Raw genomic sequence first — 24,895 nt, 5'->3', positions numbered from 1 at the left:
TTGCCGAATGCTTTCACACGTCTACCTGGGCATTACCGATTTCGACCGGGCCTTCGGTTTCTATCAACCCTTGATGGAGACACTGGGCCTCAAGCTGCGCTTCAGCGATGCAGACAAGCCCTGGGCAGGCTGGGTCAGGCCAGACGCGCCACGCCCGTTGCTGATTATCGGCGTGCCCTTCGATGGCGAAGCGGCCAGTCCCGGCAACGGCCAGATGCTTGGCCTGCTGGCGCCCAGTCGCGAAGCGGTGGACCGCTGCCATCAACTGGCCCTGGAACATGGCGGCAGTTGTGAAGGCGCGCCCGGCTTGCGCCCGCACTATCACGCCAACTACTACGGTGCCTACTTTCGCGACCCCGACGGCAACAAACTGTGCGTCTGCTGCCATGATCCGCTGCCGGGCACCGCGGATTAACCTCGGGCTTGCCAGTCCCGCAGCCATTGCAGTCCGGCCGAGGTATTGCCACGCGGCCGGTACTCGCAGCCGATCCAGCCGCTGTAGCCCAGGCGGTCGAGCAATTCGAACAGCCACGGGTAGTTCACCTCGCCCTGGTCCGGCTCATGGCGATCCGGTACCCCGGCGATCTGGATATGGCCGATATGGGCCAGGTCGCGACGCAAGGTGGTCGCCAGGTCGCCTTCGACGATCTGGCAGTGGTAGCAATCGAACTGGACCTGCAGGTTGGCTGCACCGATGGCCTCGCGGACAGCATGGGCCTGGTCCTGGCGGTTGAGGAAAAAACCCGGCATATCGCGAGTGTTGATCGGCTCCAGCAGCACGGTGACACCAACCTTGGCCGCCTCTGCCGCGGCATGGGCAAGATTCTCCAGATAGGTCGCGTGATGCCGCTCGCGGCTCGCTCCGGCAGGCAACAGGCCGGCCATTACATGCAGATGCCTGTTACCCAGAATGGCGGCGTATTCCAGGGCGCGGGAAAAACCTTCGCGGAATTCCTGTTCGCGCCCCGGCAAGGATGCGGTGCCGCGCTCGCCGGCCGCCCAATCGCCAGGTGGGGTATTGAAGAGGACCTGGACCAGGCCGTTGTCGTCGAGACGCTGCTTGAGCACCTGCGGGCTGTGGTCGTAGGGAAACAGATACTCCACCGCCTCGAAGCCATCAGCCGCGGCGGCGGAAAAGCGCTCGAGGAAATCGTGCTCCGGGTAGAGCATGCTCAGGTTGGCGGCGAAACGGGGCATGGGCAGGTCTCGATCTTGGCTGGGGAGGCGCCAGGAATACACAAAGCCGGCGGATCGGGCAACTGGTCGCGTTGGTACTGATGGATAGGTATCGAATAACCCCGGCATACTTTGCAAACAACCAACTCGAAGTTCAATATTCAACTCACTTCAGCGTTCATTCAGTTTAATACAACAAAACAGCACATTTGAGGTTGACTTAATCTACCTCGCTGAGTAAATTCCCCCTGCCTGCTGCTCAGGCCTTTTTTCAACTCATAAAAGAACCCAATGGACACAGTATCTAGACGCTGTCCGGTTACCGCGAACGCGGCTCACCGGGCGCTTAACCCAAAAAATGACGGGACTCGACGCACAGTCGGGTGAGCTGCGCCAGGGCTTAGTGCTCCCACGTAACTCGCCTCTGCCGGCGCCAGTCCGGTCGCGAGGTGTGTTATGACTTTCAAATCCTCTGTAATGCCAGGCGTTCGCGCCTTTGCCTCCAGCATGCGCGTCAAGCTGTCCCGCGAGCCCACCCGCGCGCCGCGGGCCAGCGCCCTGTTCGCCATCCCTTCCTCCAGTGCCCAGGCTGCGCCGCGCGCGGCCATCGGCTGGCGCATCTGCCCGGCCACCGGCCAGCTGCAACAGCGCTGGAGCTTCGACGACAGCCAGGACCCTCAGAGTATGGGGCTCGCGCAGCTGCTACAGCGCGCCGGCCAGACCCTGAACCTGTATGTCGAGGCCCGTGTCGCCTGATTGACCGGCACTGACATGGACAACTTCCGAACTTGTACTTCGAAACTTTGAAGTGCACGGAACTTCTATTGCCCGGCAATTAATACATATAGAGAAAGTTGTTATGGACGAAGCCAGTAGTCGGTTCGCTGCCTGTTGTTTTTCCGTGGGCGGGCAGCGAACGTTAAATATCCGGACAGAACTCAATTCGAATCGATCGCACCCTCGCGACTCGGCAGGTATTCGCTCGCCCATGATCCGGTGAGCCGTCCCCATGCCTGGTCGCGGACAAGTGACAGGGGCATAACCATGAACAGCGTAAAAACTCCACCACGGCGCGGCCAGAACAACAGCAGGGACGATGCCCGGCTGTCGATGCGCGCCGCCCGCGAATCCCAGCATGGCCTGGCCACCACCCTGAGCAACGTCAAGGCCACCCGCGACGGCCTCACCGAACTGGACGCCTCGGGCCGCCTGCAACGCGAAGGCTACAACGAGGTCGCCCACGACAAGCCGCCCCACGCGGTGGTGCAGTTCCTCCAGGCCCTGAACAATCCCTTTATCTACGTCCTGCTGATCCTCGCCGGGATCAGCTTCTTCACCGACTTCTGGCTGTCCGAACGCGCCGGCGAAGAAGGCGACCTGACCAAGGTCATCATCATCATGACCATGGTCACCCTCAGCAGCACCCTGCGCTTCTGGCAGGAACACCGTTCGGCCAAGTCCGCCGAAGCCCTCAAGGCCATGGTCCGCACCACCGCCAGCGTGTTGCGCCGTGACCAGATGGGCAGCAAGCCGGTATTGCGCGAAGTGCCGATGCGCGAACTGGTGGCCGGCGATATCGTCCACCTGTCGGCCGGCGACATGATCCCGGCGGATATCCGCCTGATCGAATCCCGTGACCTGTTCATCAGCCAGGCGGTGCTCACCGGCGAAGCCCTGCCCGTGGAAAAGTACGACACCCTCGGCGATGTCGCCCAGAAGTCCGTCGGCGCCAATCCCACCGACCAGAGCAACCTGCTGGACCTGCAGAATATCTGCTTCATGGGCACCAACGTGGTCAGCGGCACGGCCAAGGCCGTGGTGGTCGCCACCGGTCCGCGCACCTACTTCGGTTCGCTGGCCAAGGCCATCGTCGGTTCGCGGGTGCAGACCGCCTTTGACCGCGGCGTGAACAGTGTCAGCTGGCTGCTGATCCGCTTCATGCTGGTGATGGTGCCGATCGTGTTCCTGCTCAACGGCTTTTCCAAGGGCGACTGGGGCGATGCTCTGCTCTTTGCTCTGGCTGTGGCTGTCGGCCTGACCCCGGAAATGCTGCCGATGATCGTCAGCGCCAACCTCGCCAAGGGCGCCATGGCCATGGCCCGGCGCAAGGTGGTGGTCAAGCGTCTGAACGCGATCCAGAACTTCGGCTCGATGGATGTGCTGTGCACCGACAAGACCGGCACCCTGACCCAGGACAAGATCATCCTCGAGCACCATGTCGGCACCGACGGGCAACGCAACGACGCGGTCCTCGGCCTGGCCTGGCTGAACAGCCATCACCAGAGCGGCATGAAGAACCTGATGGACCAGGCGGTGCTGCGCTTCTCCGAGCAGGATCCGAAGTTCCAGGTGCCGTTCGCCTACAGCAAGGTCGATGAGCTGCCGTTCGACTTCGTCCGTCGGCGCCTGTCGATCATCGTCAAGGACAGCCGTGGCGATCACCTGCTGATCTGCAAGGGCGCGGTCGAGGAAATGCTCGCCATCTCCAGCCATATGATGGCAGGCGACGACGTGGTGCCCCTCGACGAGCAGCGCCGCAAGGAGCTGCTGGCCCTGGCCAACGACTACAACAAGGACGGTTTCCGCGTCCTGCTGGTCGCCACCCGCGATATCCTCAAGCCCCAGAGCAAGGACCAGTACAAGACTGCGGATGAACGCGAACTGGTGATCCGCGGCTTCCTGACCTTCCTCGATCCGCCGAAGGAAACCGCCGGCCCGGCGATTGCCGCCCTGCGCGAGATCGGTGTCGCCGTCAAGGTCCTGACCGGCGACAACGCGGTCGTCACCTGCAAGATCTGCCGCGAGGTCGGACTGGAGCCGGGCCTGCCGTTGCTGGGCCAGGACATCGAGCACATGGACGACGAGATCCTGAAACTGCGGGTCGAGGAACGCACCGTGTTCGCCAAGCTGACTCCGTTGCAGAAGTCGCGGGTGCTCAAGGCCCTGCAATCCAACGGCCACACCGTCGGCTTCCTCGGCGACGGCATCAACGACGCCCCGGCCCTGCGCGATGCCGACGTCGGTATCTCGGTGGACAGCGGCACCGATATCGCCAAGGAATCGGCCGACATCATCCTCCTGGAAAAGAGCCTGATGGTGCTGGAAGAAGGCGTGCTCAAGGGCCGCGAAACCTTCGGCAATATCATGAAGTACCTGAACATGACCGCCAGCTCCAACTTCGGCAACGTGTTCTCGGTGCTGGTGGCCAGTGCCTTCATCCCGTTCCTGCCGATGCTGTCGATCCACCTGCTGCTGCAGAACCTGATCTACGACATCTCCCAACTGGCCCTGCCCTGGGACAAGATGGACAAGGAGTTCCTGCGCAAGCCGCGCAAGTGGGATGCGAAGAATATCGGCCGCTTCATGCTGTGGATCGGGCCGACCTCGTCGATCTTCGACATCACCACCTTTGCCCTGATGTGGTACGTGTTCGCCGCCAACAGCGTGGAAATGCAGGCACTGTTCCAGTCCGGCTGGTTTATCGAGGGTCTGCTCTCGCAGACGCTGGTGGTGCACATGCTGCGGACCCAGAAGATCCCGTTCTTCCAGAGCACCGCGGCACTGCCGATCATCGTCATGACCTGCCTGGCGGTGGCCATCGGTATCTACCTGCCGTTCTCGCAACTGGGCACGCTGGTCGGCCTGGTGCCGTTGCCGATGGCCTACTTCCCATGGCTGGTGGGCACCCTGCTGGCGTACTGCGTGGTGGCCCAGACCATGAAGACCTTCTACATCCGCCGCTTCAAGCAGTGGTTCTGATGGAGTCCTGAAAACCTGAGCGGTGCTTGTCCGCGAGGTCATCGATGACCTCGCGGGCCTCTTCGCGGGCAAGCCCGGCTCCCACCGTCGACGCCAATCCGGAGCCCATCATGGAAACCCTCAAACAGCTGTTCGCCCACTTCGACTACAGCTACCGGGCGCTGTCGGTGCTGTGCCTGACCAAGGCGGCCAAGGTCGTCAGGCGGATCACCGTAAAGCTCTACGTGCGCGGGACGCTGACCAGTATCGAGATGCGCTACCTGCTGGAATTTTCCAGCGCCATCAGTCGCGCCTCGGTGAGGTTGTTGCGCCCACCCAGAAAGTAAAAAACCAGCACTGGGAGAATCCTCATGTCTGGAACCACTCTGTTGATCAATCTCGCCGGCGCCATCGCCTTGTTGCTGTGGGGCACCCACATGATCTCCACGGCCCTGCTGCGCGGCTTCGGCACCCAACTGCGCAATGGCCTGGGACGCAACCTGGACAAGCGCTGGAAAGCCCTGCTCTCGGGCATCGGCATCACCGCCATCCTGCAAAGCAGCACCGCTGTCAGCCTGATGGCCACCTCGTTTACCGCCACCGGCACCCTGAGCCTGGCGCCGGCCCTGGCGGTCATGCTCGGCGCCAATATCGGCTCGACCCTGGTCGTGCAGTTGCTGAGCTTCAATACCTCGATGGCGATTCCCATCGTCCTGCTGGTCGGCTTCGTGGTATTCCGCCTGCGGGATGACTCGCGCTACGAAAGCATCGGCTGCGCGCTGATCGGCCTCGGCCTGATGCTGCTGGCCCTGAGCCTGCTGGCTGCGGTCCTCGGGCAGATGGAAAGCACCCCGGTGTTCCACGCGGTGATGCAGGGCCTGCAGGGCGATATCCTGATCGCCCTGCTGGTCGCCGCCCTGCTGACCTGGATCTGCCATTCCAGCGTCGCGGTGATCCTGTTGATCGCTTCGCTGGCCGGCACCGGCCTGATGTCGCCGGTGACCACCCTGGCCCTGGTGCTGGGCGTGAACATCGGCGGTGCGCTGCCGCCGGTGCTGAGCGCCAGCACCCAGATCGCCCGTCGCCTGCCCCTGGGCAACCTCGCCGTGCGGCTGTTCGGCGCGCTGCTGGTATTGCCGTTCGCCTCGTGGCTGGGCAGTGCCCTGGCCGCTTCAAGCGTTACGCCCGGCCATCAGGTGGTGTACCTGCACATCGCCTTCAACGGGTTGCTGGCGGTGGGTTTTATCGGCCTCGTGGAACGGATGGCCGCGGTCCTGACCCGACTGCTGCCCGCCCCCGAACAACCCGCCGATCCGGGCATGCCGCACTACCTCGATGAAGCCGGCCTGGAGGTCGCCAATATCGGTCTGTCGAACGCCGTACGCGAAGCCTTGCGCCTGGCCGACATGCTCTCGGTGATGCTCGAACGGGTGCTGAAACTGTTCGAGGCGCCCATGGAGGTCACGGCCGAGCAGATTCGCCAACTGGACCAGTCGCTGGACCTGCTGAGCGCCGCCATCCGCGCCTACCTGGCGGATATCGGCCAGGACGGCCTGAGCGACGAAGACGCCGACCGCGCCCAGGAAATCCTCATGTTCGTGATCAACCTGGAGCACGCCGGCGACATTCTCTCCAGCAGCCTGGCGCAACTGGCGGCCCGGCGGCGGCGACGTGGCGAAGCCTTCTCGAAATTCGAGCTGGGGCATATCTATCCGCTGCACGACGAGTTGCTGGAAAGCCTGAACCTGGCCATTACCGTGTTCCTGCGCGAGGACACCACCACCGCTCACCAACTGGTGGCGCGCAAGGCTTCGATCCGCCGGCTGGAGGCCAATGCCAGCCGCGAACACTTCCGCAAACTGAGTGCCGACAAAAGCGCCTGGGCCGAATCCGGGGACATTTTCCAGCGGGTGCTGCGCGACTACCGCCGCGTCCATCATCACATCGCCGCACTCGCCTATCCGGTGCTGGAGCGCGCGGGAGAACACATTCCAGGCCTGAACGAGCCGGCGGAGAATCCCGCGCCGGCACTGCTGCGTCACGACGGGATCGGCGGCGACGAGGTGCACCACGACCTGCGCCGCCCGCGCGACAAGGATGACTACCCATGCGCGTCCTGATCTGCGCCGGGCGCTACTACATGAACGCCACCCGTTGCCGCAAGGTCCTGGAGGCCTACCAGCAGGTGCGCCGGATCGAGGTATTGATCCACGGCGGCAACCAGTACCTGGGCAGCACTATCGAGGACTGGGCCCGGGAAACCGGTACCCATCTCGTGCGCTACCCCTCCAACTGGCAGCTCTATGGCAAGCAGGCCGAGCGCCGCCGCAACCAGTTCATGCTGCTCGACAGCGAGCCGGACCTGGTGCTCGCCTTTCCCGGCGGCAACGACACCGAAGAGCTGGTGGCACAAGCCCGGGCCATCGGCATTGAAACCCTGCCCATCGACGATTGAAGGAGCCTCCCATGCAAAAGCACAACGCTCGCCGCGACACGCCGAGCGGGCGCCCGCCCCGCACCGGCCAATACACGTCCCTCTATCAGGCGCTGCCCCGCGCCCGGCAACGCACCCTGCGCCGCACCCTGCTGTTCGTCGGTGCGACCCTCGGCACTTTCGCGCTGCTGTCGATCTACTCCAAGGCCCAGGCCGCGGGTGGCTCCTATGTGGTCGACGACGGCGGCATCAACGCCCCTGGCGAATGCAATATCGACACCTGGTACAAGAGCGGCCGGCACCACGCATCGAGCGGGGAAACCGTGCTGTCCCAGGACTGCACGCCCAACAGCCTGCCCGGACTGCAACTGGGTGCCGATATCAATCGCAGTCGCGACGACGGCCAGCACCAGACACTGCTCAGCCCGCACCTCAAGACCGCCCTGCTCAGCCGGACCGACCTTGGCCTGGAAGCCGCGCTGTCGGCAGCGCTGCACTTCGCCACAGCCCGTCGACACGCTTTCGACGGCGTCGACCTGAACGTGCCGCTGACCTACCAGCCTATCGACCCGCTACGCCTGACCGTCAGCGGCGGCTGGACCCAGGCCTACGACGATGGCGAACAGAATCACGCCCTGACCTGGGGGACCGGCGTGGAATATGACGTAGCTCGTTCACTGACGCTGCTGGCCGAGCGTTTCGGGCAGCAGCATGGTGACCAGGGTTGGCAGGCCGGACCGCGCCTGCATCTCGGCGAGAAGCTCGATATCGACCTGGTGGTCGGGCGGCACCTGAACGGTGATCGCGACCAGTGGTTCACCACTGGCGCGACCTTGCGGTTCTGAGATCACAGGGAGGCAGGGAGGCCTCCCTGCATGCCGGCGTTACTGCCCTGGAACCTCGTCCATCAGCAGGACTTGCCGGCTCAGAACCAGGTCGGCCACTGCAGCACCCAGGGCCTTGTAGTGCTTGGTATCGCGATGGTGTTCGATCGCGGCCATATTGGTCCAGCGCTCGACGAAAACGAAACGCTCGGCATTTTCCTGGTCGACATGCAGGACGTATTCACGGCAACCGGGTTCGGCGCGCGAGGGCACCACGACGGCCTTCAGCGCGGCTTCCAGTTCGCGGGCCTTGCCCGGCTTGGCTTGAAGAATGGCAACGACACGAATTTCATGATTCATCGGTTTTCTACCTGAAAGTGGCCTTGAACGGCGAAGGCTATCGGGACCGCGATCATGATCCCTCTGCCGTCGGTCAGCAAGGGCGAAAGGCTCTGGATCGCTACTGCGCACGGATCAGGTCGGGGCAGGCAGCCCCCCGGAACAGCGCTGCCCATCACATGGACGGGCAGCGGCAGGCCCCGGCGAATTCAGGGTTTCAGCGGTGTTTCCCGGTCGCGCTCCGGCATCTCCTTGCCATCGTCGGGGTGCTTCCAGGTTTGCGGCGGGGGTTCATCGGGGGTGTCGTCTTCGCCGAGTTCGTCCTCCTGCGGCACGGGCACCTCGCGCCAGGGCATGGCACTGAAGGGCCACCGCGCAAACGGCTCGACCAGGGAAGCAGGCTGGGTATCCATACGCACCTCGCATCAGGATGCCCGGACCGTCCGGGCGTTGAATCTCCAGTGTAGGCAAAACGCGAACGACCTGCCGCCGGGGCGACAGCCAGGTAAATGAATTGAACGATCTGCCGGGTGTGCACGTCCACCGTTTACAGGGGCCCCTGGCGGTCCCGAGGAGAATAACCATGATTACCCACTTCAAGACCGACGGGCATCTGGCCTGCGGTCGCCACGGCGACAATCTGCTGTCCAGCACCGAACTGGCCCGCGTGAAATGCCGCAGTTGCCGCAATACCGACGCCTTCAAGGCCACCCGCAAGGACCAGCGCAACGCCGCGCGCCGGGCGGCGCGCAAGGCCAAGACCCAGCACACCGCCAACGACTGGCGCGCGGCCTGGGTCCAGCGCCTGACCGCCCTGCCCGGTCGTCAGCGCCTGCCTCGCGGGTTTACCGGACAGGCTTTCGTCTAGCCCGCCCGGCAACCGACCTATTTGGCGTCCAGGGCATGCTTGGCCGCCTGCTCGATCAGGGCGGCCACTTCCTTCGGATGCGACTCGTAGACCGCATGGCTGGCACCGGCGATTTCAATGGTGTGACTGTTGGCGCGCTTGGCGTACATGCGCTCCAGGTCCGGGTTGATGATCCGGTCCGACTTGGCTACCGCGTACCAGCTCGGCTTGGTTTTCCAGGCAGCCGAGGTGGCGGCGGTGGTGAACACCGACGCTGAAGTCAGCGCCTGGGCATTGGCTTCGAACTCGGCCTGGGCCTTGGGCAGGTCAGCGGCGAAATCGGCCGGGTAGAACGCCGGATCGAGGTAGAGGAAACCATCCGCGGTCTTCTTCACCGCCTTGGTGGCGTTGGGATAGAGCTTGCCGTTGGCGGCCTCGGTCTCACCGATATCCAGGGCGTGGGCGGCGATATAGACCAGGCCCGCCACATGCTCATCGGTACCGGCATCGGAAATCACCGCACCGCCATAGCTGTGGCCGACCAGGATGGTCGGGCCGTCCTGCATCGCCAGAATGCGCTTGACCGCGGTCACGTCATCGCTGAAACCGGTCAGGGGATGCTGGGCGATCGATACGTGGTAACCGTCCTTGACCAGGATGTCGTAGACCGGTTTCCAACCGGCGCCGGTAACGAAAGCCCCGTGCACCAGCACGATATTGTGGATCGGCGCGGCCGGGGCGGCGCTGGCAGTGCCGGCGGCCAGGAAAGCCAGGGATGCGGCGGCAAACAGGGAACGGGCTTTGGAAAGTTTCATCGGGCTCATCTCGCAAGGGGATCGGGTTTCAGGGCGCCTGAGCGACGTTCCTGCTGTGTCAAAGTGGTTTGCCCGAGTCCGACGAACGAGCGCCGGGTTTATTCCAGTGCCCCCTGAAAAATAACCCGGATTCAGCCTGCCGGGCGTGCATCGGTCCGCAGCAGAGCGCTGCAACCCTGGGTCTGTGTCCAGTCCACCGCTTTCAGATAATCGATCAGCGCCCGCAGCTTGCGGGTGCCCTGGCGGCGATCCGGATAGTACAGGGTGTAGCTGGGCAGCGTCGGGCTCCAGTCCGCCAGCAGCCGAACCAGGCGACCGTCGGCCAGGAACGGCTCGATATAGCCGTTGACCATGTAGGCGATGCCCTGGCCGTCCAGCGCCGACTGCACCAGCACGCCGGAATCATTGACGATCAGCCGGCCATTGACGGCGATCTGCAGGTTTTCGCCGTCCTTGCCGAAGGCCCAGCGCTCAACCACACCGCTGCCGGACGGGCGGAAACCGAAACATGGGTGCCCGACCAGCTCCCGCGGATGCAGGGGAATACCGTGCTGCTCCAGATAGGTCGGCGACGCCACCACATGCACCGCCAGCGGCGGACCGATCCTCACGGCCACCATGTCCTGCTCGACATGCCCGCCAAACCGGATACCGCAGTCATAACCCTGGCGCACGATATCCACCAGGGAGTTTTCCAGGCTGATCTCCAGGTCGATCTCCGGATAGGCATCGAGAAAGCCCTTGAGGATCGGCTGCAATACTGTCAGGTAGGCCGACCGTGGCACATTCAACCGCAACAGTCCCGAGGGCTGGCCGCTGCTGTCACCCAGTTCCTCGGCGGCCGCGCTGAGTTCCCTGACCGCCGGCATCACCCGCTCCAGGAAGCGCACGCCCGCCTCGCTCAGGGCCACGCTGCGGGTGGTGCGATTGAACAAGGCGATGCCCAGGCGCTGCTCCAGATTGCGAATGACCTGGCTGACCGCCGACGGACTGACTCCGAGGCGGGTCGCCGCCGCCGTGAAACTGGAAAGTTCGGCCACATGGACAAAGGTCACCAGCCCATCGAGTTGATCCTGACGCATGGCACCTTCCTCATTGAATAGTCGACATCGGCGCTTATTATGAACCCTGACTTAATAGCCCTGCCAGTATTGAGTGGATTGTCTGAAGAGTGTCGATGGGGTGAACTGCAGGTCTGTTCCCTGGAGGATGCACCATGACTCAGTTCACGCAAAAAACCTGGTTTATCACGGGCGTCAGCTCGGGTTTCGGCAAGGCCCTGGCCGAAGCGTTGCTCGCCGCCGGCCATCGGGTGGTGGGCACCCTGCGCAACGAAGCGGCGCGCCTGGCCTTTGAAAACAGCCGTCCGGGCCTGTCGTTCGGGCAGTTGCTGGACGTCACCGACACGGCCGTCGTGCCGGCGGTGGTGGCGGATATCGAAGCGCGGATCGGCGCGATCGACGTACTGGTAAACAACGCCGGCTATGGCCATGAAGGGCCGGTCGAAGAGTCGCCGCTGGAAGACCTGCGCCAGCAATTCGAAGTCAATGTGTTCGGTGCGGTGGCGGTGACCAAGGCGGTGCTGCCGTTCATGCGCGAGCGCCGTCGCGGGCATATCCTCAACGTCACCTCCATGGGCGGCATCACCACCTTCCCCGGCCTGGGTTACTACCACGGCAGCAAATTCGCCCTGGAAGGTATCTCCGAAGCACTGGGCAAGGAAGTCAGGCCATTCGGCATCTTTGTCACCGCCATCGAGCCGGGAGCGTTCCGTACCGACTGGGCCGGCCGCTCGATGGTTCGCGCCGAACGCAGCATCGCCGACTACGACGCATCCTTCGATGCCCTGCGCGAAACCCGCCGGCAACGCAGCGGCAACCAGGTCGGCGATCCGGCCAAGGCGGCGCTGGCAATGATGGCCGTGGTCGAGTCCGCCGAGCCACCGGTACACCTGCTGCTCGGGCAGGATGCGGTGCAGTTCGTCAGGGCCAAGCTCGAAGCTCATCTGGCGGAAATCAAGCAGTGGGAAGCGCTCTCGCTGAGCACCCACTTCGACTGATATCCATCCGTGACCGTTTCCCCGCCCCGCGTGGGAATGCAGCCCGTGACGCTCCGCGTGACAACAGCGGACGCAGAGCGTCCGGAGAGACATTCCCACGGGGACCGTGGGAACGATCATCCATCTCCCGTGCTAGCATGGCCTCTTTACCCGAAGGGGGACACGGCATGTTTGAAGGTCAGCGCTTCGCGGCGTTTCTGTTCGATATGGACGGGACATTGCTCAACTCGATCGCCGCCGCCGAGCGCGTCTGGAGCAACTGGGCAAGGCGTCACGGCCTGGATGTCGAGGCGTTCCTGCCGACCATCCATGGCGTGCGCAGCATCGACACCGTGCGCCGCCAGAACCTGCCGGGAGTCGACGCCGAGCGCGAAGCCGCTGCCATCTCCCAGGCCGAGATCGACGACGTCGAAGGCGTGGTCGCCATCGACGGCGCGCTGGCTTTTCTCAAGGCCCTGCCGCCGCACCGCTGGGCCGTGGTGACCTCGGCTCCGCGCGCCCTGGCCGAGAGCCGCATGGCCGCCGCCGGCATCGCCCTGCCCGACCTGGTGATCAGCGCCGAAGACGTGAGCCGTGGTAAACCGGCACCGGACGGCTACCTGCTGGCCGCGCAACGCCTGGGCGTGGCCCCCGCGCAATGCCTGATTTTCGAAGATGCGCCGGCCGGCATCGGCGCCGCGGAAGCGGCCGGGATCCCGGTGGTGGTCATCAGTGCGACCCACGGTCACCCGTTGCAAACCCCGCACCCGACGCTTGAGGATTATCGCCGGGTGACGATCGACAGCAACGACCAGGGCCTGGCTCTGCTCCAGGCCTGATCAGCCGCCTGCCTCAGGAAGCGTATTGCACGCCCAGCGACGCCAGGGCCTTCCAGTAGTCCGGGTAGGTCTTGGCGACACAGTCCGGATCCTGGATACGAATACCGGCGACCTTCAGGCCCGCCAGGGCAAAGCACATGGCAATGCGGTGGTCGGAGTGGGTATCGATCAACGCGTTGCAGGTCGTGCCCGCCAGCGCCGGATCGGCAGCCACCAGCAAATCGTCGCCCTCCACCGCCGCCAGCCCGGAACGGATTTCGTTCAGGCCGTCGAACAACGCCTGGACCCGATCGCACTCCTTGACCCGCAGGTTCGCCAGCTCGACAAAACGTACCGGCGTGCGGTTGAACGCCGCCAGCACCGCCAGGGTCGGAATCGCATCCTGCATCTGCGAGCCGTTGATCACCGCCGGCATGTTCGGGAACTGCTGGATCACTTCCAGGGCCTTGGCATCCGGCTGGGTGAAGTCCTCGCCCGCCACGCCCAGGTCGATCCGTCCCGCGGTCAGCGCCTCGGCCGCCCACAGGTAGGTCGCCGCCGATGCGTCCGGCTCGACCTGATAATCACAGGCGGTGTAGCCGGTGGCCGAGACACGCCACAGGGTCTCGTCGAGGACTTCCACCTGGGCCCCGAAGGCCCGCATGCAGGCGATGGTCAGGTCGACATAACCGCGAGCGCCGATATCCTTGCCGGTCAGCGCGACTTCCACGGGCTCCTGGCCACAGGCCGCCAGCATCAGCAATGCCGACACGTACTGGCTCGACAGGCCACCGTCGATCTCGAACCGGCGCGCCTGGACCCGGCCGGTGCCACGGACGGTCACCGGTGGGCAACCGGTGGCACTCTCGACATCCAGGCCACCGCGACGCAGGGCGTCGAGCAGCGGGCCGATCGGGCGTTTCTGCATGTAGTGGTCGCCGTCCAGCACCACGGTGCCATTGACGGTACCCACCGCGGCGGTCAGGAAACGCACCGCGGTCCCGGCATTGCCGAGGAACAGGGGCTGCTCGGGGACCTGCAACTGGCCGCTGCCGGTGACCACGAACGTCGTGTCGTCCGGCTCGCTGATGGTTACGCCCATTTGCCGCAGGGCATTGGACATGTGTCGCGTGTCATCGCTTTTCAGCGCGCCGGACAGACGGCTGGTGCCCTTGGCCAGGGCCGCGAGCAGCAGAGCCCGGTTGGTGATCGACTTGGAGCCGGGCGGCGTCACCTTTCCGTTCAGGGACGCATTCGGCGGGATCACGGTGACGGTTTGCTGCACAGCCATTTTAATCAACTCTCCAGGCTCGAAAGATAAGCGCACAGGTTCGCGCGCCTCGACAGTCCGCCATGATGCCATTAATGCGCCCCGTGGATCATCCGTTTCCGTCATCTGGCGCGACCCCGTGCATGCGCGGCACGAGTGACGGCGGCCCTGGCAATGCGCTGGCTACAGGCCGATCCGTTCAAGCAGGCCTTGCGCTTCCCTGATAAGGGGAGACAATGGATGGGCCCCACTCCTCGATATCGAACCTGCCATGACCAACCACCTCCCGCGAAGCCTCCTGCCCTTGCTCCTGCTGACCGTCGTTGTTTCGATAATCGCCGGCTGCTCCGGCAAGCGCCCGCAAACCCCGGTCAACGGGGACCCATGCTACGCCAAGGCCGTGCCAACGGTCGGGGTCGGCGGACTCGCCTGGGGGGCGAGCATCGGCTCGGCCAGCGTAAAATCCCTGAGCAACTGCCGGCGCTACGCGGCGGAATCAGGCGGCACGCCAGCGACCTGCAAAGTGACAGTGGCCAGTTGCCGATAAACAAGCCGCAAGCGTTCTACAAGCATTGTCGCCGCCGGGCAATATTCAGGTCGCCCGGTTCGCCGCCTGGATAAAGTCGATAAAGGCCCGCAACTTGCCCGGCATCTGTGCCCGATTGGGGTAATACAGATGAAAGATCTCGCTGTCCGGCGAACAGCGCTCGAACAGCGGCACCAGTGCTCCAGCCGCTATCGGCCCGGCCGCCAGGGACGCGAAGACATAGGCCAGCCCATGGCCACGCAGTGCGGCGGACAACGCCGCCTGCATCTCATCGACGATCAGCCCGCCATTGACCTCGATCCGCGTGTGCCGGCCCTCGACGCTGAAATCCCAGTCCAGCAGGCGCGAGCTGCTCACCAGTCGCTGGCGGATACAACGGTGCTGCAACAGATCGACCAGCGCTGCCGGTGTACCGAAGCGTTGCAGGTACGCGGGTGCTCCCACGACGATCAGTTGCTGCGGGCCGCCCACCGGGACCGCGATCATGTCGTTGTGCAACGCATGGCCCAGGCGCAGCCCGACATCAAACCCCGCGCCGACGATATCGCTGAAACCGTTGTCGAGGGCGACATCGACGATGATCTGCGGGTACTGCTCGAGAAAGGCCGGCAAATAGGGCTCGATCACCCGCCCGTAACCGACATGGGAAGTGTTGATCCGCAACAGCCCGGAGGGTTTGCCGGTGGCCTCGGCAATGCTCAGCACCGCCCCGCGGATCTGCTCCAGCGCCGGCGCCAGGGATTGCAGCAACTGCTGGCCCGCCTCGGTCAACTGCACGCTGCGGGTGGTGCGGTTGAACAGGCGCATGGACAGGCGCCGTTCCAGTTGGTTGATCGTCTTGGACATCGCCGTGGGCGACACCTGCAACTCGGCGGCGGCCCTGGAAAAGCTCAGGTGCCGGGCAACGGCTTCAAAGGCGATCAGGCCCGGCAGGTGAACCCCGCTGGCGGGATGACTCGATGGATTCACGGCGCGGTATCTCCCCTGGATCAGGGATCCATTATGAACCTCTGGTTCATAGCCGAACAACAATTACCCCGATTATCGCCAGGGGCTCGAAGCCGTAGGCTTTCTCCACACCTTGTTTCCACTGTCGGAGAAAGCCATGAGCACTGCACACAACCCGCTTCAACTCGAAGGCAAAGTCGCCCTGATCACCGGTGCCAGTTCCGGCATCGGCCGGGCCGCCGCCATTGTCCTGGCACGACGGGGTGCCCGGGTCATTGCCGCGGCCCGCCGCCAGGGCGAGCTGGACGAAGTGGTGAAGATCATCCGCGCCCACGGCGGCATGGCCGAATCGATCATTGTCGACGTGACCCGGGAAGCAGATATCGAGGCGATGGTCCGCTTTGCCGTGGACACCTATGGCCGCCTGGATATCGCTTTCAACAATGCCGGCACCGAAGGTGTCTTCGCGCCCCTGCTGGAGCAGGATGGGGAACGCTTCGACCTGGTCTTCGAGCCCAATGTGCGGGGCGTCTTCAACTGCATGAAGTACGAAGCCCGGGTCATGCTTGAACAGGGCTTTGGCAGCATCATCAACAACGCCTCCATGGGCGGCGTGATCGGCTTTGAAAATGCTTCGCTGTACATCGCCACCAAGCACGCGGTGGTCGGCATGACCAGGACCGCGTCCATCGAATGGTTCAAGCATGGAGTACGAGTCAACGCCCTGTGTCCGGGGCTGATCGAGACGCCACTCCATCATCGCGGGATCTGGCCGTCGGTGGAGGCCCAGCAGGCTTTCGCCGCCGCTACGCCAGCAGGTCGTTTCGGCACCGCCGAGGAAATGGCCACGGTGGTGGCATTCCTCGGCTCCGAGGACTCCACCTATATCTCCGGCCATGCGCTGCTGGCCGACGGAGGGTACTCGGTGGCCTGACCGACCTTGGCGTGCCAGCGAGATCTTCGGTGAACTCAAGGGCCCTTTCGCGGGCAAGCCCGCTCCCACGGTAATTGCGCAGGGCACAAAAACTGTGGGAGTGGGCTTAGGCAACGCGCGCGCCTACAGCAATTGCGCAGGACACAAAAACTATGGGAGTGGGCTTGCCCACGAAGAGGCCGGCACAGGCAACGCTCGCCCCTACAGCAATTGCGCAGGGCACAAAAACTGTGGGAGTGGGCTTGCCCACGAAGAGGCCGGCACAGGCGGCGCGCATCTGTCCTCAGCGCGTGCCCGGCGCCATGAACTCGGGGCCTACCGGGTCCTTGATGGTGTTGAGCAGGATCTGGTCGATCTGCTTCAGGTCATCGGCCGACAGGCCCCAGCCGAATGCCTCTTCAAAGCCCTTCAGTTGCTCCGGCTTGCGGGCGCCCCACAAGGCGATGATCGGGCCTTGGTCGAGTACCCAGCGCAGGGCCAGGGCCAGCACCGATTTGTCGTACCGCTCGCGGGCGAACAGATCCAGCGCCGCCACGGCGGCCAGGTACTGTTCGAAGCGCGGAGCACGGAATTTCGGATCGGCGCCACGGATGTCATCACTGCCGAATGCCGTCGACGGACTCATCGAGCCCGCCAACAGCCCCCGGCACAACGAGCCATAGGCCAGCACGACCATTTCATGCTGCCTGGCATATGGCAGGATATCGCTGTCGATCGCCCGCTCGAACAGGTTATAGGGCGGCTGCACGCTGGCCAGGGCGGTGTACTCGCGGAACTCGTCCATCTGCGCCGGCGAATAGTTGCTGACGCCGACCGCAAGGATCTTGCCTTCCTGACGGAGCTTTTCCAGTTCCCCGGCGGTTTCCTCCTGAGCCACCAGCGGGTCGGGCCAGTGGATCTGGTACAGGTCGATATAGTCGGTGTCCAGGCGACGCAGCGAGTCTTCGACCTCATGGCGAATCCGTCTGGCCGTGGCGTTGCGTCGCACCGATCCATCGTCCCACTGCAAGCCGGCCTTGGTGGCGATCACGGCCTGGTGCCGCACACCCGCCAACGCCTTGCCGATCAGAAGCTCGGAATGCCCCTTGCCATAGACCGGCGCGGTATCGATCAGGTTGATGCCGCTGTCGAGGGCGTGGCGAATGGTCTGGATGGACACGGCGTCGTCGGCGCCACCCCACATCCAGCCGCCCATGGACCAGGTGCCCAGGGCGATGCGCGAAACCGGCTTGTCGATACCGGCAATGCTGATGTGTTCGATGCTCATGAAAACCTCTGTCTGAGTCGAAGGGAAGAAAGGTCAGTTACTCTAGGTCATCCATGGTTGAATAGGGCTCAACACCCCGTTAACCCGACTTGCCCTGGAAAATCCTCGAGATGGCCGGATTCAACCGCTCCGAACTGGCGGACCTCAATGTCTTCATGGCGATCATCCGTCGCCGCAGCTTTCGCCAGGCAGCCCATGAACTGGGGGTCACCACCTCCGCGCTGAGCCACACCATGCGCAATCTGGAAACCCGTCTGGGAGTCAAGCTACTCAACCGCAACAGCCGCTCGGTGGAACCGACCGACGCCGGAGCCCTGCTGGCGCAGAAACTGGCGCAGGGTTTCGAGACCATCCAGGGTGCCCTCGACGAGCTGGACCTGTATCGCCACGCCCCGATCGGGCGCCTGCGCCTGAACGTCCCTCGCGACGCGGCCAAGCTGCTGATCAGCCCGGTGCTCGGCCCGTTCATGGAGGCCTATCCGCAGTTGCACCTGGACCTGATGGTCGAGGACCGCCTGGTGGATATCGTCGCCGAAGGCTATGACGCCGGTATCCGCTACGGCGCGACAGTGCCCCAGGACATGATCGCGGTGCCCCTGACCGGCGAACTGCGCTGGGTGATGGTCGCGTCCCCCGCCTACCTGGCCCGCCATCCGGCCCCCGAGACGCCGGACGAGCTGCTGCGGCATTCGTGCATCAAGATGCGCCTGGGCAACAACACCGCCTATAGATGGGAACTGGGCAACGGCGAGCGCCAGATCCGCATCGAGGTGCCCGGCATGCTTACCGCGTCCGACACCCAGGCCTCGATCGACGCCGCCCTCGCCGGCATCGGCATCGCCTACTGCCTGGAACGCCGGGTCAGTGCGGAACTGCACGACGGTCGCCTTTGCGAAGTGATGCCACACTGGTCTTGTACCGGCGCGCCGCTGTACATGTACTACTCCAGCCAGCGCCAGTCACAACCGGGGCTGCGCCAGTTGATGGACATGATTCGCCTGCAGAACCTGGGCTCGCAACTGATCGAGCCGACACTTTCGAGAGTCACCGAATAATCCCCGTGCTAGCGTGTTAGCTCTCGGTAGGCGCGGACATTCCACCGTGCGGTCCTGGAGACTCGAATGAAGAGCTTGTTAGCTGTGATCGCCCTGGCAGCGGCCTGCCTGAACACGGTAGCCGTGGCGGCGGCCGACGACTGGAAACTGGCCCACGAGGAAGACGGTATCCAGGTCTTCCTCAGCAAGGCACCCGGTTCGCATTACCAGAGCTTTCGTGGCGAGGTCGATATCAAGGCCGATGTCTCCACCCTCAGCGACCTGCAGGAAAACCTCCGGGTCGCCTGCAAGTGGCTGTATGCCTGCGCCGATATGCGCCTGCTGAAAAACGATGGCGACGACACGTGGGTCTACCTGACCACGGACCTGCCCTGGCCGGCCAGCCCGCGGGACATGGTGTTGCATGTGCACACCGAGCGCAACGACGACGGCAGCCTGATCCGCCACCTCGACGCGGCGCCCGACTACACCCCCGTGGTGCCGGGATTCATCCGTGTGCGCCAGCTGACAGGCACCTGGAAGATGCTGCCCAGGAGCGAAAATGAAACCCGCGTGACCTACCAGTTGCAGGCCGAGCCGGCGGGAGACATTCCTTCCTGGCTGGCCAACCGGTTTGTCGTCGATGCGCCAATGATCAGCCTCAAGACCCTGCGGGCGGTGGCGGAACGACAAGGGATCCGCCCGGCGGCGGCGGATGCCGGAACGACCGCACCCTGACCGCCGGTAAGCGAAGGGGTCAGTGGCCCAGGCGCTGCTTGAACCCTTCGATCCATGCCCGGACCATGGCCGAGTAAGGCGCTTCGGGCCGCGCCATGGCCTTCATCTCGCCGAGTATCTGGTCCTGCAGGAAACGCAGGCGCTTGGCGATACGCTCATCGCGATCCCGGCGGGCCTGGTCCTGCGGATCGATGATCGGTACATCCGGATCAGGGTCGAGCTCCTGGGCCATCAGGCCCATTTCCAGCGCCAGCATCTCCAGGAACTCCAGTTGCCGCAGCAAGCGCGTGCGCTCCTGCACCAGGCCGAGCCGATTCAAGCCGTAGACATGGATCGACACCGTGCCCTTGAGGCTCAGTCCCGTCTCCCGTGCTTCCCGGACCAGGCTATCGATGGCCGTGCCGGTGAGCGACGGCAGGTCGCTGCCCGGATGCGGCCTGGGCAAGACCAGGCCGATCAGGTTCTCGCGGTCGATATGAAACCTGAGGTGTTCGTCCGGGTTGTCCCGACAAGGGTCAAGCAACAGCGGGTACTCGGCGACCAGGTCGGAGCCTTCGGCCATCGCCCGCTGGCCGAGGATCGGAAAGCTGTCCTTCTTCCCCGTCAGTACCACACTCGCGTCACTGAAACCCTGGCGATGATCCAGCAGGGTCTGCAGCTTGGCCGACAGTTTGGGCGTGACCTGCTTGCGCTTGCGGTTGCAATCGATGCAACTGGGCAGCAGGTTGTCCCAGTCCATGGCCAGCCACCAGTAACCCGGATGACCGCTCTCCTCGGACACCGCGCCCTTGGGCCGGTAATGCTCGACATCCACCGGCGCCGTGGAGGCAAAGAAGCTTTCGCAGTAGGCGCACTTGCCATGGAACAGCTCATCGAGCTGCTTTTTCACACTGTCGGACTTGTAGACCGCAAACGCCGGCGGGCTGCCCGTCGGGGCGCGGAAGTAAGCTTGCAACTTGCCCAATTCACGGGCGGCAGCCGAGTCGTTTCCGGACAGGGCATCGGGCAGCTTGGCGGTCTTGCGGATAACGGCACGCATGATTCAGAGCGACTCCAGAATATCCAGGATACGTTGCCTGGAGGCGCTGCGCAGCTCACCCAGCCTGGCGCTCGACGCCTGCCGGCGGTTCTTCAGGTACTCCACCACCGCCTCCTGCACCAGCCGTTGCACTTCGGTGGAACCCACCGGCAAGGCATCGCTGATATCCCGCTCGAAGCGCGCCCAGGCCTTGAGTTGCGCCTCGTTCAACGGTTCATTCTGCTCGCGCGCGGCGAGGATATCGGCAAACCGCGCCAGTTCGCGTTCGGTGCCCGGCTGGTCGGTAGAGGTCAGGCTGAAAAAGTCCGAGGTCAGCAGTTGTTCGATGGTCAACTGGCTGACATCGGGCAGTTCGACCAGTTGCTCGACCATGACCGGCAACTGCGTCTGGGGATCGCAATCACGGGCGACCCGGTGCATGACGATCACCTCATGGGCCTGCATGCCGCGCAGGCACAGCGGGTCGTGGGTGGTGGCGATAAAAGTGACCTTGGGCAACGCACTGCGCAGGGCACGCATGATCTGGATCTTCCAGCGCGGATGCAGGTGCGCCTCGACCTCGTCGATCAGTACGATGGCCTGGGCCGTGGCCAAGGTGTCGAAGAACGGGTTGACCTGTCTGTTCATCAGGCCCTGCATGATGTCGCAGACCATCGCCAGGATCGAACGATAACCCGACGATGCCAGGCTCAGGGGCGTTTCATGGCGCGTCTGGCAGCCCGCGGTCGTGGTCACGATCAGGCAGCGCTGGCGCTCCTGGTCGCGCACCATCACATCGAACTCGCCTTCGATCGACAGCACGTCCCGCAGGGCCCGTACCACCATCTTGAAATCCGGTTCCTTGAGGCTCAGCAACCACTTCTCGGGGTTGGACAGCAACACATCCGACTGGAACAGGTTGATGATCGACTTGGCCGCGCTGAAGCGCCGCACGCCCTTCTGGTACTGGCGAAAGGCACCGTAGGCGAAGACCGGCGGCAGCTGGCTCGGGCCTTCGACCGAGTAGACGCCGTCGGCAATGGTCAGCGTCCTGCGCACGCCCTGCTCGAAGGTAAGGGTCACACTGGCCGAGGCCGCCTGGGGCAACGACGCGGCGCCCATCAATTCCGGATTCAGCGGTAGCGCGCTGACATCCAGTTGCAACTCCGCCCGGGCCTTGTCCGTACACAGTGCCAGGGCGGTGGCTTCCAGCAGCGAACTTTTCCCGGCGGCGTTTTCGCCGAGAATCAGCAATGCCGGCTGCAAAGGTGGCGCGCTACCTGAAAAGCCCTGTGAATGCCCGGAAACCGGCAGGTTCAGGCTGAGCTGTTCAATGCCCTTGAAATGATTGAGCTGGATCGAAAGCAGCGAGGGGAAGCGCTCCGAGGCCCCCGTGAACGACTCGCTATCGGACCTGACGCTTTTGAGGCTTGCATCGGTATACCAGGTCCGCAGCCGGGTGAGACGTTGACTGAAATGCTTGTCACGGGCCAGAACCATGAAGCTCTCGGCGATCTTGAGCCGCGACACAGGAAGAGGCTTTTCCCCCGAAAGCGTCAGGGCCGCGACGAATCGGCGGCACAGCAGGTACCAGATACCGCCAAACTCCATTGCGGAAAAATCGAAAATAGCCAGATAACCGGGATGTGCCAGCGAATCATCCTTCATGAGTTGCTCGAAGGTGCTCTCGATCAGCGCCCTCATGTAGCGATGAAGAGCCGTTCCTCTCTGCGCGCACAGCGCCGAGCGGTTGAGATTGAAATGCTGGGCGGTCAGTAGCCCTTCGGCACTGAGTCCGACCAGTTCCCCCGAGGAGAGGTCAATATCGAAATGCCTGGCGAAATCATGGTCAACGCAAGGGTCCAGCAGCAGGTTTTTCTCCTTGGGTGGATGATCACGCCACAGCCCGAGGTTTTCCTGCTCATAACGCAGCAGTTGCTGCTTGTCGGGCAAAGGCGCGCGCTTGCCCTTGACCGGGAAGAAACGCGGCTGGTCAGGCACGCAGGCGGCGCATATCGGATAGATATTCTCCCAGGCATGGCGCAGCCAGGCGTAATACAGGTGGGCGGAATCCTGGCCTTTGCTGGGTGCTGCGTTGGACGGTGGGCGAAATTGATACGGTTCGGTTTGCCCTGCACTCTCGCAGAACGCGCATTTACCGTGAAACAGCCGCTGCAGGCCGAGCAGGATCGACGTTTCGTTGAAGTTGTCGAAGCTATCGGGCAAGCGTGTCTGCGCGCGCTTTTCAGGGCTGGCGAGAAAAAACTCCCTGAGCTGGCGCCGCGCCGGGGCAAAATCCGGGCCTTGAAAAACCTCCGGCACCGGCACAAAGCTGCGGTCAAATCGCTGCACGACTCATCTCCCTGACGATCGGGGAAGACCCTGCGGCTTCCCTGAAAAAGCAGGGACTTTATAGGGCCCGCCGCAAAAAGTGGAGCCGTTTTTCGTCGCTGATTCCTTCGCTTGCCGTCAGGTACAAGCCCCCGGATGTGTTGCGCTATGTCACACTGGGCGCCGGAGCGCAGATGCTATATTCCCGCCCCTGCCCAGTGGCTTAAGCACGCCTTCAAGTCCCTGATCGATCTCCTGTTTATCCAGATGACGGTGACGTATTCAATGAGCAGTTCCCTTCCCCTCGCCCGCGATATCGACGGCAAGGCCATTGCCGCCCGGGTGCTCGAAGAAGTCCGGGCGGATGTCGCGGCCCTGGCGTTGCAGGCCGTTGTCCCGGCCCTGGCGGTGCTGCTGGTCGGCGAGGATCCGGCCAGTCATGTCTACGTGCGCAACAAGCTGCTGCGGGCCGAAGAGGCCGGTATCCGCTCGCTCGAATATCGCCTGCCGGCCACCACCACCCAGGCCGAAGTACTGAAACTGATCGGCGAACTGAATATCGACCCCCTGGTGAACGGCATCCTGGTGCAACTGCCATTGCCGGCGCATATCGAGGAACAGGCGGTGATTCACGCCATCGACCCGATCAAGGACGTCGACGGTTTTCACCGGGAAAACGTCGGCGGGCTGGTCCAGGGCGCCGAAGTCCTGACACCCTGCACGCCCAGCGGCTGCATGCGCCTGTTGCAGGAAACCTGCGGCGACCTGAGTGGCCTGCACGCGGTGGTCATCGGCCGGTCGAACATCGTCGGCAAGCCGATGGCGACCTTGTTGCTGCAGGCCCACTGCTCGGTCAGCGTAGTCCACTCGCGTAGCGTCGACGCACCGGCGCTGTGTCGCCTGGCCGATATCGTGGTCGCCGCCGTCGGCCGCCCGCACCTGATCGATGCCGGCTGGCTCAAGCCCGGGGCGGTGGTCATCGATGTCGGCATCAACCGTATCGAGACCGAGTCCGGGCCACGCCTGGTGGGCGATGTCGACTACGCCAGCGCCCGTACCGTGGCCAGTGCCATCACTCCGGTGCCCGGCGGTGTCGGGCCGATGACCATCGCCTATCTGCTGAAGAACACCGTGATTGCCACACACTTGCAACGTGGCCGGCAACTGCTCGGCGAGGCACCGGTTCAGCCATGAACTACACCTACCTGCTGATGCCCTCGCCTGTCGGTCAGTTGAAGCTGGTCGCCAGGGGCGAACGGCTCGCCGCGATCCTCTGGGAAGACGACAAGCCAAATCGCGTGCACCTGGGCGACATGACCCTCGACCCGGAAAAGCCGGTGCTGGTCCGCACCGCCCGGCAACTGGCGGAGTACTTTGCCGGGACCCGCAACCACTTCGAGCTGGAACTGGACTTCAGCGGCACCGAGTTCCAGAAAAAGGTCTGGCAAGCCCTGCTGACCATTCCCTTCGGTGAAACCCGGACCTACAGCGAAATCGCCCTGCAGATCGGCAGCACGCTCAAGGCGGTACGGGCAGTCGGGGCGGCCAACGGCAAGAACCCGATCTCGATTGTCGCGCCCTGCCACCGGGTGATCGGCGCATCGGGCGAATTGACCGGCTTTGCCGGCGGGCTGGAGGCCAAGGCCTTGTTGCTGGAACTGGAAGGTTGTCAGTGGGCGAACGCCCGGAAAAACCACTCGGCAACGACAAGGAAACCCCGTGCCAAGGCACAGAGTCCGAATCTGGAACTGCCGTTCTGAAGCGATCGATGCCGGTGGT

Annotated in this window: 26 protein-coding genes; 16 read left to right on the top strand and 10 right to left on the bottom strand. The window is 63.8% G+C overall.

Annotation, left to right across the window (positions count from 1 at the left end; translation table 11 throughout):
* Window positions 1–7 precede the first annotated feature (7 nt).
* Window positions 8–415 carry a VOC family protein gene (locus ACL9RJ_RS06615; RefSeq protein WP_017125178.1) on the top strand — a complete coding sequence of 136 codons (408 nt, stop codon included), beginning with the start codon at window positions 8–10 and terminating at the stop codon, window positions 413–415.
* Here the strand turns inward: ACL9RJ_RS06615 and otnI are convergent.
* Window positions 412–1,197, bottom strand: a complete 786-nt coding sequence (gene otnI / locus ACL9RJ_RS06610) for a 2-oxo-tetronate isomerase (protein WP_177119143.1) — start codon at window positions 1,195–1,197, stop codon at window positions 412–414. The two genes, ACL9RJ_RS06615 and otnI, sit on opposite strands and share 4 nt — an antisense overlap.
* A gap of 435 nt (window positions 1,198–1,632) precedes the next feature.
* Here otnI and ACL9RJ_RS06605 point away from each other — a divergent pair, with 435 nt between their 5' ends.
* From ACL9RJ_RS06605 to ACL9RJ_RS06580, 6 genes are all read left to right on the top strand, one after another.
* The gene (locus tag ACL9RJ_RS06605; protein ID WP_177119144.1) at window positions 1,633–1,932 is read left to right on the top strand and encodes a hypothetical protein; all 300 of its coding nucleotides are present in this window, start codon (window positions 1,633–1,635) and stop codon (window positions 1,930–1,932) included.
* A gap of 288 nt (window positions 1,933–2,220) precedes the next feature.
* Window positions 2,221–4,935: a magnesium-translocating P-type ATPase gene (gene mgtA, locus ACL9RJ_RS06600; RefSeq protein ID WP_422765056.1), complete on the top strand. Its 2,715-nt coding sequence runs from the start codon at window positions 2,221–2,223 to the stop codon at window positions 4,933–4,935.
* Window positions 4,936–5,045: 110 nt separating this feature from the next.
* On the top strand, window positions 5,046–5,261 hold the full coding sequence (locus tag ACL9RJ_RS06595) for a hypothetical protein (protein ID WP_017125175.1): 216 nt from the start codon (window positions 5,046–5,048) through the stop codon (window positions 5,259–5,261).
* Window positions 5,262–5,285: 24 nt separating this feature from the next.
* Window positions 5,286–7,034 carry a Na/Pi cotransporter family protein gene (locus ACL9RJ_RS06590; RefSeq protein WP_177109112.1) on the top strand — a complete coding sequence of 583 codons (1,749 nt, stop codon included), beginning with the start codon at window positions 5,286–5,288 and terminating at the stop codon, window positions 7,032–7,034.
* Window positions 7,022–7,369, top strand: a complete 348-nt coding sequence (locus ACL9RJ_RS06585) for a DUF2493 domain-containing protein (protein WP_017125173.1) — start codon at window positions 7,022–7,024, stop codon at window positions 7,367–7,369. Before ACL9RJ_RS06590 ends, ACL9RJ_RS06585 begins: the two co-directional genes overlap by 13 nt.
* Before the next feature lie 11 nt (window positions 7,370–7,380).
* Window positions 7,381–8,193: a hypothetical protein gene (locus tag ACL9RJ_RS06580; RefSeq protein WP_177119146.1), complete on the top strand. Its 813-nt coding sequence runs from the start codon at window positions 7,381–7,383 to the stop codon at window positions 8,191–8,193.
* 39 nt (window positions 8,194–8,232) lie between these two features.
* Here ACL9RJ_RS06580 and ACL9RJ_RS06575 read toward each other — a convergent pair whose 3' ends face one another.
* On the bottom strand, window positions 8,233–8,532 hold the full coding sequence (locus tag ACL9RJ_RS06575) for a putative quinol monooxygenase (protein ID WP_017125171.1): 300 nt from the start codon (window positions 8,530–8,532) through the stop codon (window positions 8,233–8,235).
* 188 nt (window positions 8,533–8,720) lie between these two features.
* Window positions 8,721–8,924, bottom strand: coding sequence for a hypothetical protein (locus ACL9RJ_RS06570; protein ID WP_017125170.1), 204 nt, complete (start codon window positions 8,922–8,924; stop codon window positions 8,721–8,723).
* A gap of 170 nt (window positions 8,925–9,094) precedes the next feature.
* On the opposite strand from ACL9RJ_RS06570, the gene ACL9RJ_RS06565 reads away from it, so the two are divergent.
* Window positions 9,095–9,379 (top strand): hypothetical protein, encoded by a 285-nt coding sequence (locus tag ACL9RJ_RS06565; protein WP_017125169.1) that lies wholly within the window; start codon window positions 9,095–9,097, stop codon window positions 9,377–9,379.
* Between the two features lie 17 nt (window positions 9,380–9,396).
* On the opposite strand, the gene ACL9RJ_RS06560 is transcribed toward ACL9RJ_RS06565, so the two are convergent.
* Together ACL9RJ_RS06560 and ACL9RJ_RS06555 are read right to left on the bottom strand one after the other, a co-directional pair.
* Complete coding sequence (locus ACL9RJ_RS06560; protein WP_017125168.1) at window positions 9,397–10,173, bottom strand: alpha/beta hydrolase; 777 nt, start codon at window positions 10,171–10,173, stop codon at window positions 9,397–9,399.
* A gap of 131 nt (window positions 10,174–10,304) precedes the next feature.
* Window positions 10,305–11,255: a LysR family transcriptional regulator gene (locus ACL9RJ_RS06555; protein WP_017125167.1), complete on the bottom strand. Its 951-nt coding sequence runs from the start codon at window positions 11,253–11,255 to the stop codon at window positions 10,305–10,307.
* Window positions 11,256–11,389: 134 nt separating this feature from the next.
* Here ACL9RJ_RS06555 and ACL9RJ_RS06550 point away from each other — a divergent pair, with 134 nt between their 5' ends.
* Both ACL9RJ_RS06550 and ACL9RJ_RS06545 read left to right on the top strand, forming a co-directional pair.
* The gene (locus ACL9RJ_RS06550; protein ID WP_017125166.1) at window positions 11,390–12,232 is read left to right on the top strand and encodes an oxidoreductase; all 843 of its coding nucleotides are present in this window, start codon (window positions 11,390–11,392) and stop codon (window positions 12,230–12,232) included.
* A gap of 167 nt (window positions 12,233–12,399) precedes the next feature.
* Window positions 12,400–13,050: an HAD-IA family hydrolase gene (locus tag ACL9RJ_RS06545; RefSeq protein WP_017125165.1), complete on the top strand. Its 651-nt coding sequence runs from the start codon at window positions 12,400–12,402 to the stop codon at window positions 13,048–13,050.
* A gap of 13 nt (window positions 13,051–13,063) precedes the next feature.
* Here the strand turns inward: ACL9RJ_RS06545 and ACL9RJ_RS06540 are convergent, their stop codons facing one another.
* Window positions 13,064–14,320 (bottom strand): 3-phosphoshikimate 1-carboxyvinyltransferase, encoded by a 1,257-nt coding sequence (locus tag ACL9RJ_RS06540; protein ID WP_017125164.1) that lies wholly within the window; start codon window positions 14,318–14,320, stop codon window positions 13,064–13,066.
* A 250-nt stretch (window positions 14,321–14,570) separates the two neighbouring features.
* Between ACL9RJ_RS06540 and ACL9RJ_RS06535 the strand changes: the two genes are divergently transcribed.
* Entirely contained in the window at window positions 14,571–14,846 is a 276-nt protein-coding gene (locus tag ACL9RJ_RS06535; protein ID WP_083875303.1) for a hypothetical protein, read from the top strand.
* Between the two features lie 45 nt (window positions 14,847–14,891).
* On the opposite strand, the gene ACL9RJ_RS06530 is transcribed toward ACL9RJ_RS06535, so the two are convergent.
* Entirely contained in the window at window positions 14,892–15,815 is a 924-nt protein-coding gene (locus ACL9RJ_RS06530; protein ID WP_177087800.1) for a LysR family transcriptional regulator, read from the bottom strand.
* Window positions 15,816–15,951: 136 nt separating this feature from the next.
* Here ACL9RJ_RS06530 and ACL9RJ_RS06525 point away from each other — a divergent pair, with 136 nt between their 5' ends.
* Window positions 15,952–16,728 carry an SDR family NAD(P)-dependent oxidoreductase gene (locus tag ACL9RJ_RS06525; protein ID WP_017125162.1) on the top strand — a complete coding sequence of 259 codons (777 nt, stop codon included), beginning with the start codon at window positions 15,952–15,954 and terminating at the stop codon, window positions 16,726–16,728.
* Window positions 16,729–17,011: 283 nt separating this feature from the next.
* On the opposite strand, the gene ACL9RJ_RS06520 is transcribed toward ACL9RJ_RS06525, so the two are convergent.
* Window positions 17,012–17,995, bottom strand: coding sequence for an aldo/keto reductase (locus ACL9RJ_RS06520; RefSeq protein WP_422765055.1), 984 nt, complete (start codon window positions 17,993–17,995; stop codon window positions 17,012–17,014).
* 110 nt (window positions 17,996–18,105) lie between these two features.
* Here ACL9RJ_RS06520 and ACL9RJ_RS06515 point away from each other — a divergent pair, with 110 nt between their 5' ends.
* Window positions 18,106–19,050 carry a LysR family transcriptional regulator gene (locus tag ACL9RJ_RS06515; RefSeq protein ID WP_017124368.1) on the top strand — a complete coding sequence of 315 codons (945 nt, stop codon included), beginning with the start codon at window positions 18,106–18,108 and terminating at the stop codon, window positions 19,048–19,050.
* A 66-nt stretch (window positions 19,051–19,116) separates the two neighbouring features.
* Window positions 19,117–19,767, top strand: coding sequence for an START domain-containing protein (locus tag ACL9RJ_RS06510; protein ID WP_017124367.1), 651 nt, complete (start codon window positions 19,117–19,119; stop codon window positions 19,765–19,767).
* Between the two features lie 19 nt (window positions 19,768–19,786).
* Here ACL9RJ_RS06510 and ACL9RJ_RS06505 read toward each other — a convergent pair whose 3' ends face one another.
* The gene (locus ACL9RJ_RS06505) at window positions 19,787–20,806 is read right to left on the bottom strand and encodes an endonuclease (RefSeq protein WP_422765054.1); all 1,020 of its coding nucleotides are present in this window, start codon (window positions 20,804–20,806) and stop codon (window positions 19,787–19,789) included.
* A gap of 3 nt (window positions 20,807–20,809) precedes the next feature.
* Entirely contained in the window at window positions 20,810–23,137 is a 2,328-nt protein-coding gene (locus tag ACL9RJ_RS06500) for an AAA family ATPase (protein WP_370591020.1), read from the bottom strand.
* 264 nt (window positions 23,138–23,401) lie between these two features.
* Between ACL9RJ_RS06500 and folD the strand changes: the two genes are divergently transcribed.
* Together folD and ACL9RJ_RS06490 are read left to right on the top strand one after the other, a co-directional pair.
* Window positions 23,402–24,310 carry a bifunctional methylenetetrahydrofolate dehydrogenase/methenyltetrahydrofolate cyclohydrolase FolD gene (gene folD, locus ACL9RJ_RS06495; RefSeq protein ID WP_042934611.1) on the top strand — a complete coding sequence of 303 codons (909 nt, stop codon included), beginning with the start codon at window positions 23,402–23,404 and terminating at the stop codon, window positions 24,308–24,310.
* Window positions 24,307–24,876, top strand: a complete 570-nt coding sequence (locus tag ACL9RJ_RS06490) for a methylated-DNA--[protein]-cysteine S-methyltransferase (RefSeq protein ID WP_017124363.1) — start codon at window positions 24,307–24,309, stop codon at window positions 24,874–24,876. The genes folD and ACL9RJ_RS06490 overlap by 4 nt, the downstream gene beginning before the upstream one ends.
* Window positions 24,877–24,895: the final 19 nt, after the last annotated feature.

Source organism: Pseudomonas sp. Mn2068 (genome assembly GCF_049319725.1).
GTDB classification, from domain to species: Bacteria; Pseudomonadota; Gammaproteobacteria; order Pseudomonadales; family Pseudomonadaceae; genus Aquipseudomonas; species Aquipseudomonas gingeri.
The sequence above is the reverse complement of the archived record's forward strand: the minus strand, read 5'-3'. Positions and strand labels throughout refer to the sequence as shown.